A 14,135-nucleotide genomic window follows, 5' to 3' on the forward strand; every position below is an offset into this window, starting at 1 on the left:
CGGCGTCACGCCTTCTTGGTGACCACCCCGGTGACGCCGAGGCGCTCGGCGCGGGCGTGGGCCGCCTCGGTGTCGACCGACCAGGCCAGGACCAGGTCCGTGGCCCGGAGCAGCTCGGCCACCACGGGCGCGGTCAGCAGCCGCAGCCGGATCGAGACGCCGTCCACCCGTTCCCGGCGCAGGCGGGTCCGCAGCCGGGCCAGCTGCGGCGAGTTCGCGACGGACAGGATGCGGCGTACGTTCGCGTCCCCGGCGAACGCGTCCAGCATCGGCCACACTTTCGTGCACACCGCCACCGGTACGCCGGGACGGCGGGTCCGCAGCGTCTCGGCGACGCGGGCCGCGACCGTGCGGGACCGGCCCTTCAGGTCCAGCAGCAGCCGTGGATCCCCGCCGGCAACGGCGAGGATCTCGTCGAGCTCCGGCACCACGACGTCGCGCCGCCGGGTCACGCCGCTCGCCCTGTCCCAGTAGAGGTGCGGCCCCAGCGTGCGGCTGTGGCGCATCTCCAGGGCGCCGCGGTAGAGGTGCACGTCCGCTTCGACGAGGTCGGCCCCGGACGCGAGCGCGGACCGCAGGCCGGCCACGGTGTTGCCGGCTCGGTGGGCGACGACGAGCATCCGGTGATCAGGCATGCCCGTACGCTATCCGCGGCCTCCCACCCGCCGGGCGCGACCGGACCTATGCCCGCCCTCCGCGGCCAGGATGTCGGCGACCAGCGTGGCGTACGCGTCGTCGGTCGTCGCGCGGTTGTGCCGCTCGGCGTAGGCGCGGGCACTGCGTCCCAGCCGGTCGCGGCGTGCGTCGTCGCACGACAGCTCCTCGATGGCCCGGGTCAGCTCCGCGACGTCGAACGGCGTGACCTTCACCCCGCAGTCGTCCGGTATCCACGACAACTCGTGAAGTCCGAAGTGGACGACGGGCTTCCCGTACGCCATCGCCTCGAGAGCGACGAGACCGAACGCCTCCTCGCGCGACGGCATCACGACGAACGCCGCGTCGTGCAGCAGTTCCGCCTTGCGCCGGCCGTGCACGTAGCCCACCAGGCGTACCCGGTCGGCGAGCGGCCGGACGAGCTTCGCCAGGCGGATCTCGTCGGTCCGGATGCCGGCGCCGGCGACGACCAGCGGCAACGTCCGGGCGCCGGCCGCGCGGTATGCGTCCACCAGCAGGTCCAGTCCCTTCCCGGTGACGTCCAGCCGGCCCAGGTACAGGCAGAACGAGCCGGTCGCCGGACGGTCGGCGGGCGGGCCGGCGGCGGTGACGGTGTTCGGGATCAGGCTGACGGCGGCCGCCGGATTGGACGTCCGGACCAGGTCGCCGTCGCGCGGGTTGAGGACGATCACGTAGCGGTACAACCCCAGCGCGAAGCGCTCGATGGGCACCAGGATCGGCATCCGGTACTTGCGGGCCATCCCCCGCGCCGAGAGCGTCTGCGCGAGGGCGATCACCGGCCGCCGCGTCACCAGCGGCAGGAAGCTGGACGAGAACGGCGGGGTGAGGCTCTCGATCCACAGGTCGTGGCGGATCAGCAGAGCCGCGAGCATGAGCAGCGGATGGTAGAGCAGCTGACCGAGACGCGGCCCGGCCCAGCGGACCGGCAGGGTGACCGACCGGATCCCCGCGCGCAGACCGTCGGGATCCACCGGCGAATCGGTGGTCACGAGGACGACCTCGTAGTCCCGGCTCAGCCGGTCGATGATGCGCCGCACCACGAGCTGGCCGCCGCCGCGATAGGCGGCGTGGTCGAAGACGGAGACGACGATCCGCGGCCGGCGCGGGTCCGGGTCGCCGTTCACGGTACGGCCACCGCGTCGTGACTCCGCCCGGCCGGCACGAAGTAGCGCTCGGGCAGGCGCGGGATCGTCCCGTCCGGGAACAGCGACGTGAGCTGCGACCGGTAGCCCCGGATCAGCCTTTCCTTGGCGCCGACACCCTCGCGCCGTTCGACCGGCACGAGGCCGTGCTCCCGGATGAAGGCGTCGTCCACCGCGTTCCGCGTCGAGTACGGGAAATCGGCGTAGTACACCGCCAGGCCGGGACAGCGCTCCCCCACCGACCGGGCGATGACGTGGTCCACGTGGCCGCCCAGTCCCAGCGGGAGGAAGACCGTGCCCGGCCGCCGGGCCGCCACGAGCGCCATGACCTCGTCCGCGGCCCGGCGGACCAGGGCTGCGTCGGCCGCCGCCGGCTTGCCGCCCACGACGTGCAGCCGGTACGTCGGATAGGCCAGAGCGAGCTCCGGCAGCCGGCGCGCGGCCGCCCGGCGTACCCGCGTCAACGGTTCCCGGGGGCGGAAGAGGGCATCGGGCAGCCCGAGATGCACCACCTCCACGCCGAGCCCGGTCAGCACGGCCAGGTCCTCTTCCCGCCGGAGCCGGTACAGCGCGTCGGCGTCGGCCGCCCCGCACTGGCGGACGTACCGGCGGGCGGACAGTGAAAGCGGCCCGGCGCCCGGCGTGGTGAACAGCGTCGCCACGGTGACGTCGTGCCCCTGCTCCCGCAGAGCCGTCAGCAGAGCGCCGCACGACAGCACGCAGTCGTCCAGGTGCGGTGAGACGAAGAGGAACGGCGGAGACAGGTCCATCCGGAAGTTCTCGGCGGGAGCCGGTTCCCGCGCCGGACGGTGTGCCCGCAGCAGCACGTACGCGCAACAGATGCCGGCGGTGCCCGCCGCGACCAGCCAGGCGATCGGGTGCGGCCGCAGGAGCAGCAGGACCGGGATCAGCAGGGCCGCGAAGCCCAGCGAGCTGACGGGTACGGGGTTCCAGCGCCGCCACGACCCGTGGGCGAGCGCCTGCAGCACGATCGCGGTGGCCGCCGCCGCCAGGGCCGCTCCCACGGCGACACCGGCCGGCCCGCCGAGCCGCCACCCGGCCGCGATGGCCGCCCCCGACGCCAGCAGCCCGGCCGCCTGCGCCGGGATGGCGAGCTTGTACTGCTGCCGCGCCTGCAGGTACGCGGTGACCAGGCCGACGACGCCGACGCTCGCACCCACCACGGCGAGCAACGGGACCAGCGTCGCCGAACCGGTGAAGGATCCGGGGATGACGATCGAGACGAGCTCGGCCGGCGCGGTGCACAGCGCCACCACGACACACGCAGCGATCGCCGCGTACGTCCCCATGGCCGCGCGCAGCACCCCCAGCCGGTCCCGGGCCTCGGTGAGCAGCGGGAACATGACCACCGCCAGTCCGGTCGACACGAACACCGGGATCCGGCCCAGCACCGCGGCGGCCTGGTATCCGGCCGCCTCGGCGACCGGCACCGGCAGCACGGCGACCAGCAGCACGTCCAGGTTCGCCTGCGCGGCCAGCAGGCCCTGCATCGAGGTCATCGCCACCGTGGTGCGCAGCGACCGCCGCAGGTGCTCCATCGCCAGCACCGGGCGCAGATCGCGCCGCATGCAGACCAGTCCGAACAGGACGGCGAACAGGGCACCGGCGCCGAACCCGGCCAGCGCCCCGGCGCCACCGAAGCCGGCCGCGGTGAGCGCCAGACCGACCACGATCTTGACGACGACCTCGCCGGCCACGACCGCGGCGAGCAGCCCGAACCGGCGTTCGCCCTGCAGCCAGCCGATCGTGGTGTTCGAGACGAAAATGGTGATGACCGAGACACCGATGACCAGTTCGGCCGGCCCGGAAGCGAAGCGGCTCGCGATGGCGACGGTGATCACGGCCCCGGCCAGTCCGGCCACGGTGTTGGCCAGCACGGCGAACGACACCGCGGCCCGGCGCCGCCTCCGGTCGGAGCGCGCGGTGGTCAGCTCGTGAGCCAGCACCCACGGCACCGCGCACTGCGCCACCGCGCCCACCGCCAGCAGGAGAGCCTGGCCGGCCGCGAAGGTGGCGTACTCGGCCGTGTGCAGCATGCGCAGCAGGATGAGGGCGTACCCGTAATTGAGCGCGCCGACCACGACGGTGGACGACATCAGCCATCCGGAGCCCGACCGGAGCCGGTCCACGTCGGTTCGCGGCGTCACGACGCCTCCCGTACATGTTCCGGACGCGGGACCGGGGCCACGCCCGGTGGGGTCCGCGGCAGGGCGAGCGGGGCCCGTCCGACGACGACCCCTTTGGCGCGTTCCGGCACCGGTACGCGAAGCCCGCTGTCCCGGTGTGCCGACGGAAGCGCCACCGCGCACCCGCGCAGCAGGATGACGGCGTGGATGAGGGCGAACGCGACGCCGTTCAGGACGCCGGGGGTCGGGTTGTGCACCAGCCCCCAGGCGGACACGGCGAGCAGGAGCCCCGCCACCACGAGCGCCGGCGCGACGACGCGCGGCTGCCATCCGCCGTACCCCTGCTTGGGGGTGACCACGAACGCGGCGGGACGGCGCAGCACCGCCCGGATCGTGGACACGATGCCCACCCAGAAGTTCGCAGCGGGGAGCGCGAAGGCGCCGAAGGTGTACGCCCCGAGCCCGGCCCGCGCCACGCAGGCGATCGACAGCACGAAGTACGGCGCGAAGTGCAGCAGGAAGCCGGCCGCACTGGTCGAGGCCAGCGGTTGCGCGCCGAAGAGGATCCGCAGGAGCGGCATGAGCATGTAGACGACCAGGGTCCAGCCGTACAGGAAGTAGGACGCCGACAGCAGGTACTGCAGCCGGACCCGCAGCGGCAGGCGTGCGCCCAGCACCTGCGGGATCGCGGAGATGCACCCCCGCGCCCAGCGCAGCTGCTGGCTCACGTAGGAGGCCGCGTCCTCCGGACCGAGTCCCTGCGCCAGCACCTCGGGGACATAGACCGACCGCCATCCGGTGGCGTGCATGCGCACCGACAGCTCGAAGTCCTCGGTCAGTGAGGTCTCCGGGAAGCCGCCGGCGGCTTCGAGCGCCGCCCGCCGGAAGACGACGTTGGTGCCGCAGCAGAACATCGAGTCGTGCGCGGCCTTGCCCGTCGCGATGCTGCCGAAGAACAGCGCCTGCTGCGACCAGGCGAGGGCGGCCGTGCCGTTCTGCGCGGCGTTCGCGTAGTACTGCGGTGTCTGAACGAAGCCGACGCCGGGCGCGGCGAAATGGCCGACGGTCGCCTCGAGGAACCGGGGGCCGGGCACGTGATCGCAGTCGAGCACCGCGACGAGCGGCGCGGACGTACGGGCCAGCGCGTCGTTGATGTTCCCCGCCTTGGCGCCCCGGTGCGTGGACCGGTGCAGGTATGCCGCTCCGTGGCGCAGAGCGAGCGAGCGCATCTCCGAACGGTCCCCGTCGTCCAGGAGCGCCACCCGCACCCGCGCGCCCCGCAGCGCCACGGCGGCCCGCACCACCGGCTCGACCACCACGGCCGGCTCGTCGTACACCGGGATGAACAGGTCCACGTCCCAGCGGTGGCCGGTCGCCGGCGCGGCTGACCACGGGTGCGGACGCCTCGCACAGGTCCACCAGAAACCGATCGCCTGCGCCAGGTTGAACAGCTCGGCGAGGACCAGCAGGCCGTACAGAGCGGGGTTGCCGATGCGGTGGGGCTGCAACAACCACACGAAGTACCACAGCGACGCGGCGGCGGAGAGCGCCACGAGCAGCCGGAATCGCAGGATGTCTCGGCCGCTCGGCTGAGGAGGCTGCCAGGCCGGTGTCGCGGTGCGTGGATCGGTGGCGGTCATGACAGGACCCACAGCGTCACGTTCGCCCAGTGCTTGGTCTGCTGCAGAGTCCTGCCGTCGCGCAGCAGGGTCTGCCGGGTGTCGTCGGTCAGCTCCGTGGTGGCGGGCTCGTTCAGGAAGCTGGCGAGCAGCAGGACGCGGCCGGGCGCGGGCGGCAGCGGCGCGCCGGGCCGGATCGGGGCCGAGGGCTGCCCGGGGTCGTAGTACTCGACGACCGGGGTGAGGTACTCGGGGGCGTACAGGATGAGGTCGCCGGGCCGGGCTTGGGTCTGCACGTACTGGAACGCGCTCCGATAGTCGTAGAGCCTCGGATTGTTCTGATCGAACTGCTCGTCCCCGAGACCGGCCAGCAGCGTGAGTGTGACGACGGCGGCCGCGGCGACGCGGGTGCCCGTGCGCGACAGCCAGCCGGTGACCGCCCGGGCCGCGAGCAGCAGCAGGGCGGGTAGCACGGAGATGAAGTAGCGAACCTCGAAGAACGTCCGGACCTGCAGGCTGATCAGGAAGGCGCCGAGCAGCGGGACGACCACCGCGGCCGTCAGCAGGCTCGTCGCCCACGACCGGCCCTTGCCCAGCAAAGCCAGGACGAGCAGCATGGCCGCCGGCCACAACGCGACGAGTCTCGTCATGAGCTCGTCCGAGTGGTAGCCGAAGACGCTCCAGACGAGGTTCGCCGCGACGACGTACGGCGAGACCACCGCGGTCGCCGGGGCCCCGCCGGGCCGGCCGCCGTTCGCGAGCTGCTGGAGCACGTACGGCAGCAGCGGCAGGCACAGGACGGCGGTCGCCGCCATCGACAGCAGCCAGGGACGCAGCAGAGGATCGACGCGCCGGCCGCCGAGGCGTCCCCGGAACGCGGCCACGGCGAAGATCAGATGCTGGGCGAGGAGCTGCAGCACGGAGAAGTACTGGGTGTGGAACATCCCGGCGGAACCCACCACGAACAGCACCCACCCGGTCCGGTCGCCGCGCCTGAGGACCCGCGCCTGACCGAGCAGCGCCAGGATGGACCAGAACAGGTACAGCACGTACATCCGTGCCTCGCCCGAGTACCAGACGGCGAGCGGCGCGACGGCCATGAGCACCGCGGCGAGCAGGCCGGCCCGGCGGTCGTAGAGCTCCCGGCCGAGCAGGTACATGAGCGGGATGCAGGCCGTCCCGGCGAGCACGGCGGGGATCCGGACGGCCAGTGGGCCGTCGCCCAGCACCCGCACGTCCAGCCACAGCAGGGTCGCCCACAGCGGAGGGTGCAGGTCGTCGTTCATGAGCTGCTGCACCATCCGGCTGTACGGCAGCCGCGCCTGCGTGACGCTGATCGCCTCGTCGAGCCAGATGCTGCGCAGCGGATACAACCGCAGGAGGGCGCCGAGGACGGTCACGGCGGCCAGCAGCGCGGGGTCGCGGAAACGGCTCCGGGAGCGGCTCACCTCGTCCACCGGGACGCGGCCGACGGCGACGGCGGTCATGCGTACCTCAGCAGGTCGTACGGGCGCGCCAGGCGTACGCGGATCTCGATGCCGGGCCGGGTGGACAGCCCGAGGCGGCGGGCCACGGTCAGCGCGTCGACCTCGTCGGCGTTGCGCAGCAGCCCCACGACGGTCTCCCCCCGCCGGGACCAGCTGTCGGTGCGCCGGGTCAGGCGTTGCAGCTCCGCCACGTCCGGAACCGCCCCCGTCAGCTCGATGACCGTCGCCACGTCCCCGGCCGTACGCCGCTCCGTCGCGCCCGGGCCGTGGTGGGTGCTCGCCTCCAGCACGTACCGGATCTGGGCCGCCGTGCGCCGCCAGTGGAACCCGGCGGCCCACGCCCGGGCACGCAGCCGCCAGCGTTCCGCCTCGGCGTCGTCGGCCAGCAGCTCGGCCATGTCCGCGATCGCCCCCGCGAAGTGGGCCTCGTCGACGAGGATCCCCGTCGAGCCGTCGCGCACCGCGTCCCGGACTCCGGGTACGCGTACGGCCACGACCGGCACGCCGAGCGCGCTCGCCTCCACGAGGCTCAGCCCCCAGCCCTCGCAGACCGAGGCGCTGACCGTGAACCACGCCGTACGCAACAGCTCGGTCTTCTCGGCTTCATCGACCCACCCGTGGACGGTGACGCAGTCCGCCAGGCCGAGCCGCTCGATCTCCCGCACCAGGACCGGACGATGCGGGCCGTCGCCGACGATGTGCAGTTCGAGGTCCGGGACCCGGCGACGCGCCTGCGCCACCGCTTGCAGCACCAGCTCGATCCGCTTGTACCGGACGAGCCGGGTGACCAGGACGATCCGCGGGAACGGCGCCCGCGCGGACGGGCCGGGGGCGGCCGGCAGATCCGTTCCGCACGGCGCGATCACCACGGGCCCTTTCAGGCCCAGCTGCTGCCGGATGGCGTGCCGGGAGGACGGGGACACGGTCACGATGGGACCGCGGCGGTAGATCAGCGCCGTCCCGCGCCGTTCCAGGAGCCGGCCCACGGCGGACATCGGCCACCGGAAGTAGAGCGGGAACTGTCGCTGGTGGACGTGGTGGATGAGCAGTACGACCGGCACCCGCCGGCCGACGACCAGCGGGGAGAAGAACGGTATCCCGTTCTGTGAGTCCACCACGCCGTCGATCTCCCGGCGGTGCCGCCAGAGCCAGAGCAGCGCGGCCGGGTACACGCCGAGGACGCCACCGCGGCGGACGATCCGGAAGCCGTCGCGCTCCTCGACCGGCGGGTGCCCGGCCGCCGCGGCGGTCACATAGGTGACGGTCGCGCCCTGATCCACCAGTTCGGCGGCGACACGCTCGCAGTACAGCTCGGCACCGCCGGCGCGGGGATGGTCGCGGTCGCGCCAATTCAGGACCGCGATGTGCTTGAGGCTCATCCTGCGCCTCCGCCGTCGCCCTCCGCGGGAGGCGGAAGAAGGGCCGGGGCCGGCTGGAGGACGTCGATCGGCTCGGGCCCGAGAATGTGGAGCCGCCACAATTCCCGGTGGGCCCGGAAACGGTCGCCGACGGTACGCAGGGTCGAGCCGTGCCGGTCGTGCCACCGCACCGGAAGCTCGACGACCGGCACGTCGGCGTTGCGCGCGAGCGCGAGCAGTTCCAGGTCGAAGGCCGGTCCGGTCAGGTGCGACCGGGTGACGATGCGGCGGGCCTGCTCGGCGTGGAAGAACTCGAATCCCACGTCCCTGCGGAACCACCGGGGAAGCGAGCGATACGACCCGATCACGACGGGGTGTCCGGCCGCCAGCAGGTGCACGGCGGGGACGATCAGCTTCGCCAGGGCGGCGCCGTCGGCGTCGCAGTACCCGACCCAGCGGGCCGGTGAGGTGAGGAATCCCCGCCGTACCGCCGCGCCCTTGCCCTGCCGCGAGCAGCCGATCACCTGGACCCGGAAGCGGTCACCCCACCGGTCGGCCAGTTCGGACGTACCGTCGGTGCTGCCGTTGTCGACGACCACGACCCGGCTGCTCCACGGCTGCGGCGAGAGCGCGCCGACGATGCCCGACATCGTCGCCTCCAGCCGGTCCTCCTCGTCGAAGGCCGGGATGACCACCTCCAGGTCGACGGGCGACCGGCTGACGTCGGTGACCACCGAGACGCGGCCGCGCGGCGCCGGTCCGGCCACCTCGGTGTGCTGCAGCAGGTCCATGGCTCTCCCTCCCCGTTTCCCGCCTCCGGCTACGGAACGCCGGCCGACGGCAGATCCCCTCGATGTCGCAGGCCCGCCCGGTACGTCGCGATGCGGCGCACAGCGGCGTCCCGCGGGCTCGCCTCGTTGATGTAGTCGTCGGCCATGAAGCCCCAGGCGAACAGCCCGTCGCGGACCAGGTCCCGCAGCGACGCGGCGGTGAAGACGTCGGCGGTGAACCGCTCGAACGCCTCCCGCTGGCAGCGCTCGTCGCCCCACAGCTTGAAGTGCGAGATCATCACCGGTTTGCCGTAGCGGCCGAGCTGGCGCACCGACGTGCGCACCCGGGCCGCGGCGTCGTCCTGGCCGGTGAGCAGTCCCTCGCACGGCTGCATCTGCTGGACGGTGACGAAGTCGCTGACGGCGATCGCGTCCCGGTACGCGGTGAGATCGCGGTCGTGCACCCCGTCCCAGCCGTAGCCGCCGAACCCCAGCGCCACCCGCGCCCCGCTGTACTCCTCGTGGATCGCCACGACGGCGCGGCGGTACGCGTCCAGCAACGCGGTCCGATACGCCGGGTCGCCCCCGCTGTACGTCTCCAGCTCGGTGAACAGCACCACGTACAGCGGCCCGTAGTCCGGACCGGATCCCTTGTGCAGCCTCGTCAGCAGGCGGATGTCCGACTGGAAGCGGGTGCTGATCGCGTACTGCGGGTCGTCGTCCAGCCAGACCACCAGCTCGACGGCCCCGCCCGCCGCGTAGATCCCGGCGGCCGCCGAGCCGTCGGTCTCGCTCATCCAGTCCAGGTCGCCGGGCCCGTTGAACCACGCGGTCACCATGTGGGCGACGCCGTGGCGGTACAGGGAGCTTCCGAGCGCCGGCCCCAGCTGGTCACCGATCCCCCACAGAATCCGTGGCGGGGCTGTCGTGCCGTTGGTCCCGTCCGTCCCGGGACCTGCGGCGGCGGTGCCGACGGCCGCCGCCAGGATCACCACGGCACCGGCCGCCACCGCTTGCCGCAAGGCGGGGAGTCGCATCGATCCCCTCCTTCCACGGCGCCGGCACACGCGCCTCGCCCTCGGCCCTCAGCACAACCCCGCGCCGTGAGCACCTAACAGGGTCGAAAGTCCGTCTAGACGAGCTCCATGAGTCCCATGAGGACGTCTGTCCGATCGGGAAACGCTGAACGGGCCTGGGCGACCATTGCTGACGAATTGAGGCCTATCGACTCTTGAGGCGGCTCGGGCGCCGGGGAAAGGCTGCGGATAACCACTAGGAGGCGAGAGATGGCCTCACGCACCAGATTCCTCCGACGCTCCCTGACCTTCTGGCTCGCCGTGGCGACCGCGCTGACGACGGCCGGGGCTCTGGCGACACCCTCGGCCGCGGCGCCCGCGGCCTCGACACGGGTGGTGGCGCAGGTGAGCCTCGCCGCGCGGCCCACGATCCGCTACGGCGACAAGGGCGCCAACGTCACCTACCTGCAGCAGCGGCTGACCGCGCTGCACTACGACGTCGGCACCGTCGACGGCGACTTCGGGTCGAACACGCTGCACGGCGTGTACGCCTTCCAGAAGGTTCAGAAGATCACCATCGACGGCGTGGTCGGCCCCGTGACCTGGTCGAAGCTCGCCAGTCCGTACCGGCCCACGGCGAAGTACCGGCACAGCGCGGCCGCCGTCGAGGTGAACCTCACGCGCCGGGTCGTCTACCTGACCCGCAACGGCGCGGTCACCCGGATCATGGACAGCTCGCCCGGCAAGGCCGCGACGCCCACGCCGAGGGGCAACTTCACCATCTACCGCCGGATCAACGGCTGGCGGCAGAGTTCGCTCGGGCTGCTGTGGCGGCCGAACTACTTCTACAAGGGGTACGCGCTGCACGGGTCCACCTCGGTGCCGACGTACGCCGCGAGTCACGGCTGCGTCCGGCTCACCGTCCCGGCGATGAACCGCGCGTGGTCCCAGCTGTTCATCGGGGAGCACGTCCACGTCTACCGGTGACCGGACAGCACGATGCCGCAGGCCGGGTCCGCGCGACCCGGCCTGCGGCGTGGGCGTCCCCTCAGGGTGCGATGGACCAGAGCTGGCAGGTGTTGTTGAGCCACATCCACAGCTGCGCCTTGGTGCCGTTGGCGGTGCCGCAGTTCTGGTCGTCGAGGACCATGCCGCTGTTCTCGACGACGAGCTCGTAGCGGCCGTTGCCGGCGGGGATGACCGCCCACTGCTGGCAGGTGTTGCCGAGCGGCTGCCACAGGTTGACCGCCGTGCCGAGGGCCTGGCCGCAGTTGACCGCGTCGAGCACCTTGCCCGCGTTCACGTTGGTGATCGTCCACTTGTTGGGGCCCACGTTGGTGAAGCGCCACTGCTGGCAGGTGTTGCCCAGGGACTGCCAGACGTCGATCTGGGTGCCGTTGGCGGTGCCGCAGTTGACGGCGTCCAGCACCTTTCCGCTCACCAGGTTCGTGAGCCGGTACGTCGCCCCGTTCACCGGGAACGTGACGCTCTTGCCGTACCCGACGGAGACGATGTTCGCCTGGACGGCGTTCTCCGTGGCGTCGGTCGGGTAGCCGCTGGTCATGACGCCCTCGAAGAACGAACCGACCGAGCCGTTGCTGTTGTCCCCGCCGATGCCCAGGATGATCGCGCCCTGCTTCGTCATCGGCCGGTAGCCCGCCTGGCTCGGCAACGCGCCGTTGTACCGGGTCGCGAGCCCGCCGGACTGGGCGTTGCCGTCCTTGATCGCGTACGTCGAGGTGCCGTTGTTCTTCAGCACCGCGGTCACGAAGGCGCTGTTGCGTCCGGTGTTCGCGGTCCAGGAGCCGTTGCCGCCGGCGAACAACCCGTTCTCGAGGTCCGCCGCGACGCGCGGGCCGGCCGAGCAGGGCGAGAACCAGCAGAGGTTGCCGAAGTAGATGGCGTCCATGTCGCCGTTCCCGGTGTCCATGTTGTTCGTCTCGGCGTTGCCGTAGTCGAAGCAGCAGCGGTCGTTGACGTGGGTGCCCTCGGTGACCATGTACATGCCCTCGGGCTGGCTGCCGGTGGCGACGCCGTTGGTGGCGTTGTTGCGGTAGCCGTTGCCCGCCGAGATGTAGACGCCGTACACCTTGTGGCCGCCGGCGGTCACGGGCAGCGCCGCCGCGTTGGCGCCCTGGTCGGCAGTCGGGTTGGCGCCGCCGCCGGGCGCGATCGTGAGGTCGTTGTGTCGCGACGTCTGGTCGTAGATGCGCACGATCGTGCAGTACGTCCCCGAGCAGAACAAGTCCTGCGCCGCCGCATTCGCGTACCCGCCCGCGCTGAGCACGCCGATGTTAGCGGTCGCATTGTCCGACCAGCGCCGCACTTGATAGAGCGATCCGGAGTAGGAGCCGAACAGCGCGCGGGTGGTGCTGTGCGCGGCGACGCACGGCGTGCCGCCGCTCGCGTAGATGTCGCACGGGAGCGTGCCAGCCGCTTTCGCGGAGGTGGGCGACAGGACGAGGGCCGCTGCGGTGGCGGCCGCGGCGAGGAATGTTCGCCACGATGACGGAGAACCCATGGTCTGCCTTTCGCTGCCGGGGCACCGCCGATGTGAACGGTAACATAGCTATACTTCTATGTTTCTGGCTTGTCAACAGAATGGCTTCCGAACCGCGAATGGAAGTTTCGGCCTTTCTCGGCAACAAAACTGCCTCGATGATCCCGCTTAGATATTGACGAAAGCAGTTACCTCTGCTTAGCGTACGAAAGTCTTTCGGAGTTTGACTGAAACTTCCGGCGCTTCCTCAAGGAGTGACCTTGTCCAAGGCTCATCGCGTCGCCGTGGCCGTCCTCGCCGCCTCGGCGCTTCTCGTACCCGGGGCGCAGCCGGCCCAGGCCGACGCCTCCCGGCAGACCGCCGCCGGACCGGCCGCCACCGACCGCTCCGGCTACCACGTCCTCACCCTGCGCCGGGCCGCCCCGCGCGACCTGCGCATCGGCTCGGCTGCGGCCGGCGGCGGCCACCACCTCGACCAGCCGTACCCCGACCCGTTCACCTACGACCAGCCGTACCGGAAGGTGCTCGCGCAGGAGTTCAACTCCGTCTCGCCCGAGAACCAGATGAAGTGGGAGTTCATCCATCCGGAGCGACACACGTACAACTTCGGGCCGGCCGACGCGATCGTGAAATTCGCGCGGCAGAACGGCCAGGTCGTTCGCGGGCACACGCTGCTGTGGCACAGCCAGAACCCGGCCTGGCTGCAGGACGGCCAGTTCACCAAGGCGCAGCTGCGCGCCATCCTGAAGGAGCACATCTTCACCGTCGTGGGCCACTACCGCGGGAAGATCCAGCAGTGGGACGTCGCCAACGAGATCTTCAATGAGAACGGCGAATACCGGCAGGAGAACATCTTCATCCGCGAGCTCGGCCCGGGCATCGTGGCGGACGCCTTCCGGTGGGCGCACCAGGCCGACCCCAAGGCCCAGCTGTTCCTCAACGACTACGGCGTGGAATGGCCGGGGGTCAAGGTCGACGCGTACGAGGCCCTCGCCGAGCAGTTCCTCGCCGACCGGGTCCCGCTGAACGGCTTCGCGTCGCAGGCCCACCTGAGCATGCGGTACGGCGCCCCGGACCAGCTGGCCGCCGTCCTGAAGCGGTTCGACGCGCTGGGCCTGCACACCGCGATCACCGAGCTCGACGTCCGCATGGACCTGCCCGAGAGCGGCGTGCCGACCGCCGACCAGCTGCAGACGCAGGCCACGTACTACAAGACCGTGCTCGACGCCTGCCTGGCCGTGGCCGGCTGCAACTCCTTCACCATCTGGGGCTTCACCGACAAGTACTCGTGGGTGCCGGTGTTCTTCCCCAGCGAGGGCGCCGCGACGGTGATGTGGGACGACTTCGGGCGCAAGCCCGCGTACTACGCACTGCGAAACACCCTCGCCGCGGCCCACTGGGGTCGCTGACGCCCGGGGCGC

General features: G+C 71.7%; 11 protein-coding genes. 2 read left to right on the forward strand and 9 right to left on the reverse strand.

Translation table 11 applies throughout. The annotated features are described in order from the left end of the window. Window positions 1-5 precede the first annotated feature (5 nt). From AB0K03_RS03915 to AB0K03_RS03950, 8 genes are read right to left on the reverse strand one after another with little or no spacing between them, the layout of a single operon-like run. Window positions 6-635, reverse strand: coding sequence for a glycerophosphodiester phosphodiesterase (locus AB0K03_RS03915; protein ID WP_364680076.1), 630 nt, complete (start codon window positions 633-635; stop codon window positions 6-8). Window positions 636-644: 9 nt separating this feature from the next. Next, window positions 645-1,799: a glycosyltransferase family 4 protein gene (locus AB0K03_RS03920; RefSeq protein WP_364680082.1), complete on the reverse strand. Its 1,155-nt coding sequence runs from the start codon at window positions 1,797-1,799 to the stop codon at window positions 645-647. After that, window positions 1,796-3,985 carry a PIG-L family deacetylase gene (locus AB0K03_RS03925; protein ID WP_364680085.1) on the reverse strand — a complete coding sequence of 730 codons (2,190 nt, stop codon included), beginning with the start codon at window positions 3,983-3,985 and terminating at the stop codon, window positions 1,796-1,798. Before AB0K03_RS03925 ends, AB0K03_RS03920 begins: the two co-directional genes overlap by 4 nt. After that, on the reverse strand, window positions 3,982-5,604 hold the full coding sequence (locus AB0K03_RS03930; protein ID WP_364680088.1) for a glycosyltransferase family 2 protein: 1,623 nt from the start codon (window positions 5,602-5,604) through the stop codon (window positions 3,982-3,984). The genes AB0K03_RS03925 and AB0K03_RS03930 overlap by 4 nt, the downstream gene beginning before the upstream one ends. Next, window positions 5,601-7,070 (reverse strand): glycosyltransferase family 39 protein, encoded by a 1,470-nt coding sequence (locus AB0K03_RS03935; protein WP_364680091.1) that lies wholly within the window; start codon window positions 7,068-7,070, stop codon window positions 5,601-5,603. The genes AB0K03_RS03930 and AB0K03_RS03935 overlap by 4 nt, the downstream gene beginning before the upstream one ends. Then, window positions 7,067-8,449 (reverse strand): glycosyltransferase family 4 protein, encoded by a 1,383-nt coding sequence (locus tag AB0K03_RS03940; protein ID WP_364680094.1) that lies wholly within the window; start codon window positions 8,447-8,449, stop codon window positions 7,067-7,069. Before AB0K03_RS03940 ends, AB0K03_RS03935 begins: the two co-directional genes overlap by 4 nt. After that, entirely contained in the window at window positions 8,446-9,219 is a 774-nt protein-coding gene (locus AB0K03_RS03945; RefSeq protein ID WP_364680096.1) for a glycosyltransferase, read from the reverse strand. The genes AB0K03_RS03940 and AB0K03_RS03945 overlap by 4 nt, the downstream gene beginning before the upstream one ends. A gap of 29 nt (window positions 9,220-9,248) precedes the next feature. Continuing rightward, a complete protein-coding gene (locus tag AB0K03_RS03950) occupies window positions 9,249-10,235 on the reverse strand; it encodes a hypothetical protein (RefSeq protein ID WP_364680099.1) in 987 nt (328 codons plus the stop codon). Between the two features lie 249 nt (window positions 10,236-10,484). Here AB0K03_RS03950 and AB0K03_RS03955 point away from each other — a divergent pair, with 249 nt between their 5' ends. Then, on the forward strand, window positions 10,485-11,201 hold the full coding sequence (locus tag AB0K03_RS03955; protein WP_364680102.1) for a L,D-transpeptidase family protein: 717 nt from the start codon (window positions 10,485-10,487) through the stop codon (window positions 11,199-11,201). Between the two features lie 61 nt (window positions 11,202-11,262). Here AB0K03_RS03955 and AB0K03_RS03960 read toward each other — a convergent pair whose 3' ends face one another. Continuing rightward, window positions 11,263-12,735 carry an arabinofuranosidase catalytic domain-containing protein gene (locus AB0K03_RS03960; RefSeq protein ID WP_364680105.1) on the reverse strand — a complete coding sequence of 491 codons (1,473 nt, stop codon included), beginning with the start codon at window positions 12,733-12,735 and terminating at the stop codon, window positions 11,263-11,265. A gap of 233 nt (window positions 12,736-12,968) precedes the next feature. Between AB0K03_RS03960 and AB0K03_RS03965 the strand changes: the two genes are divergently transcribed. Next, on the forward strand, window positions 12,969-14,123 hold the full coding sequence (locus tag AB0K03_RS03965) for an endo-1,4-beta-xylanase (protein ID WP_364680108.1): 1,155 nt from the start codon (window positions 12,969-12,971) through the stop codon (window positions 14,121-14,123). Window positions 14,124-14,135: the final 12 nt, after the last annotated feature.

The organism is Actinoplanes sp. NPDC049316 (assembly GCF_040677315.1).
Lineage (GTDB): Bacteria > Actinomycetota > Actinomycetes > Mycobacteriales > Micromonosporaceae > Actinoplanes.

Coding starts and splice junctions, on each gene's coding strand:
- AB0K03_RS03930 (WP_364680088.1), bottom strand. CDS start 5,604: ATGACCGCCACCGATCCACGCACCGCGACACCGGCCTGGCAGCCTCCT.
- AB0K03_RS03915 (WP_364680076.1), bottom strand. CDS start 635: ATGCCTGATCACCGGATGCTCGTCGTCGCCCACCGAGCCGGCAACACC.
- AB0K03_RS03950 (WP_364680099.1), bottom strand. CDS start 10,235: ATGCGACTCCCCGCCTTGCGGCAAGCGGTGGCGGCCGGTGCCGTGGTG.
- AB0K03_RS03940 (WP_364680094.1), bottom strand. CDS start 8,449: ATGAGCCTCAAGCACATCGCGGTCCTGAATTGGCGCGACCGCGACCAT.
- AB0K03_RS03935 (WP_364680091.1), bottom strand. CDS start 7,070: ATGACCGCCGTCGCCGTCGGCCGCGTCCCGGTGGACGAGGTGAGCCGC.
- AB0K03_RS03955 (WP_364680102.1), top strand. CDS start 10,485: ATGGCCTCACGCACCAGATTCCTCCGACGCTCCCTGACCTTCTGGCTC.
- AB0K03_RS03945 (WP_364680096.1), bottom strand. CDS start 9,219: ATGGACCTGCTGCAGCACACCGAGGTGGCCGGACCGGCGCCGCGCGGC.
- AB0K03_RS03960 (WP_364680105.1), bottom strand. CDS start 12,735: ATGGGTTCTCCGTCATCGTGGCGAACATTCCTCGCCGCGGCCGCCACC.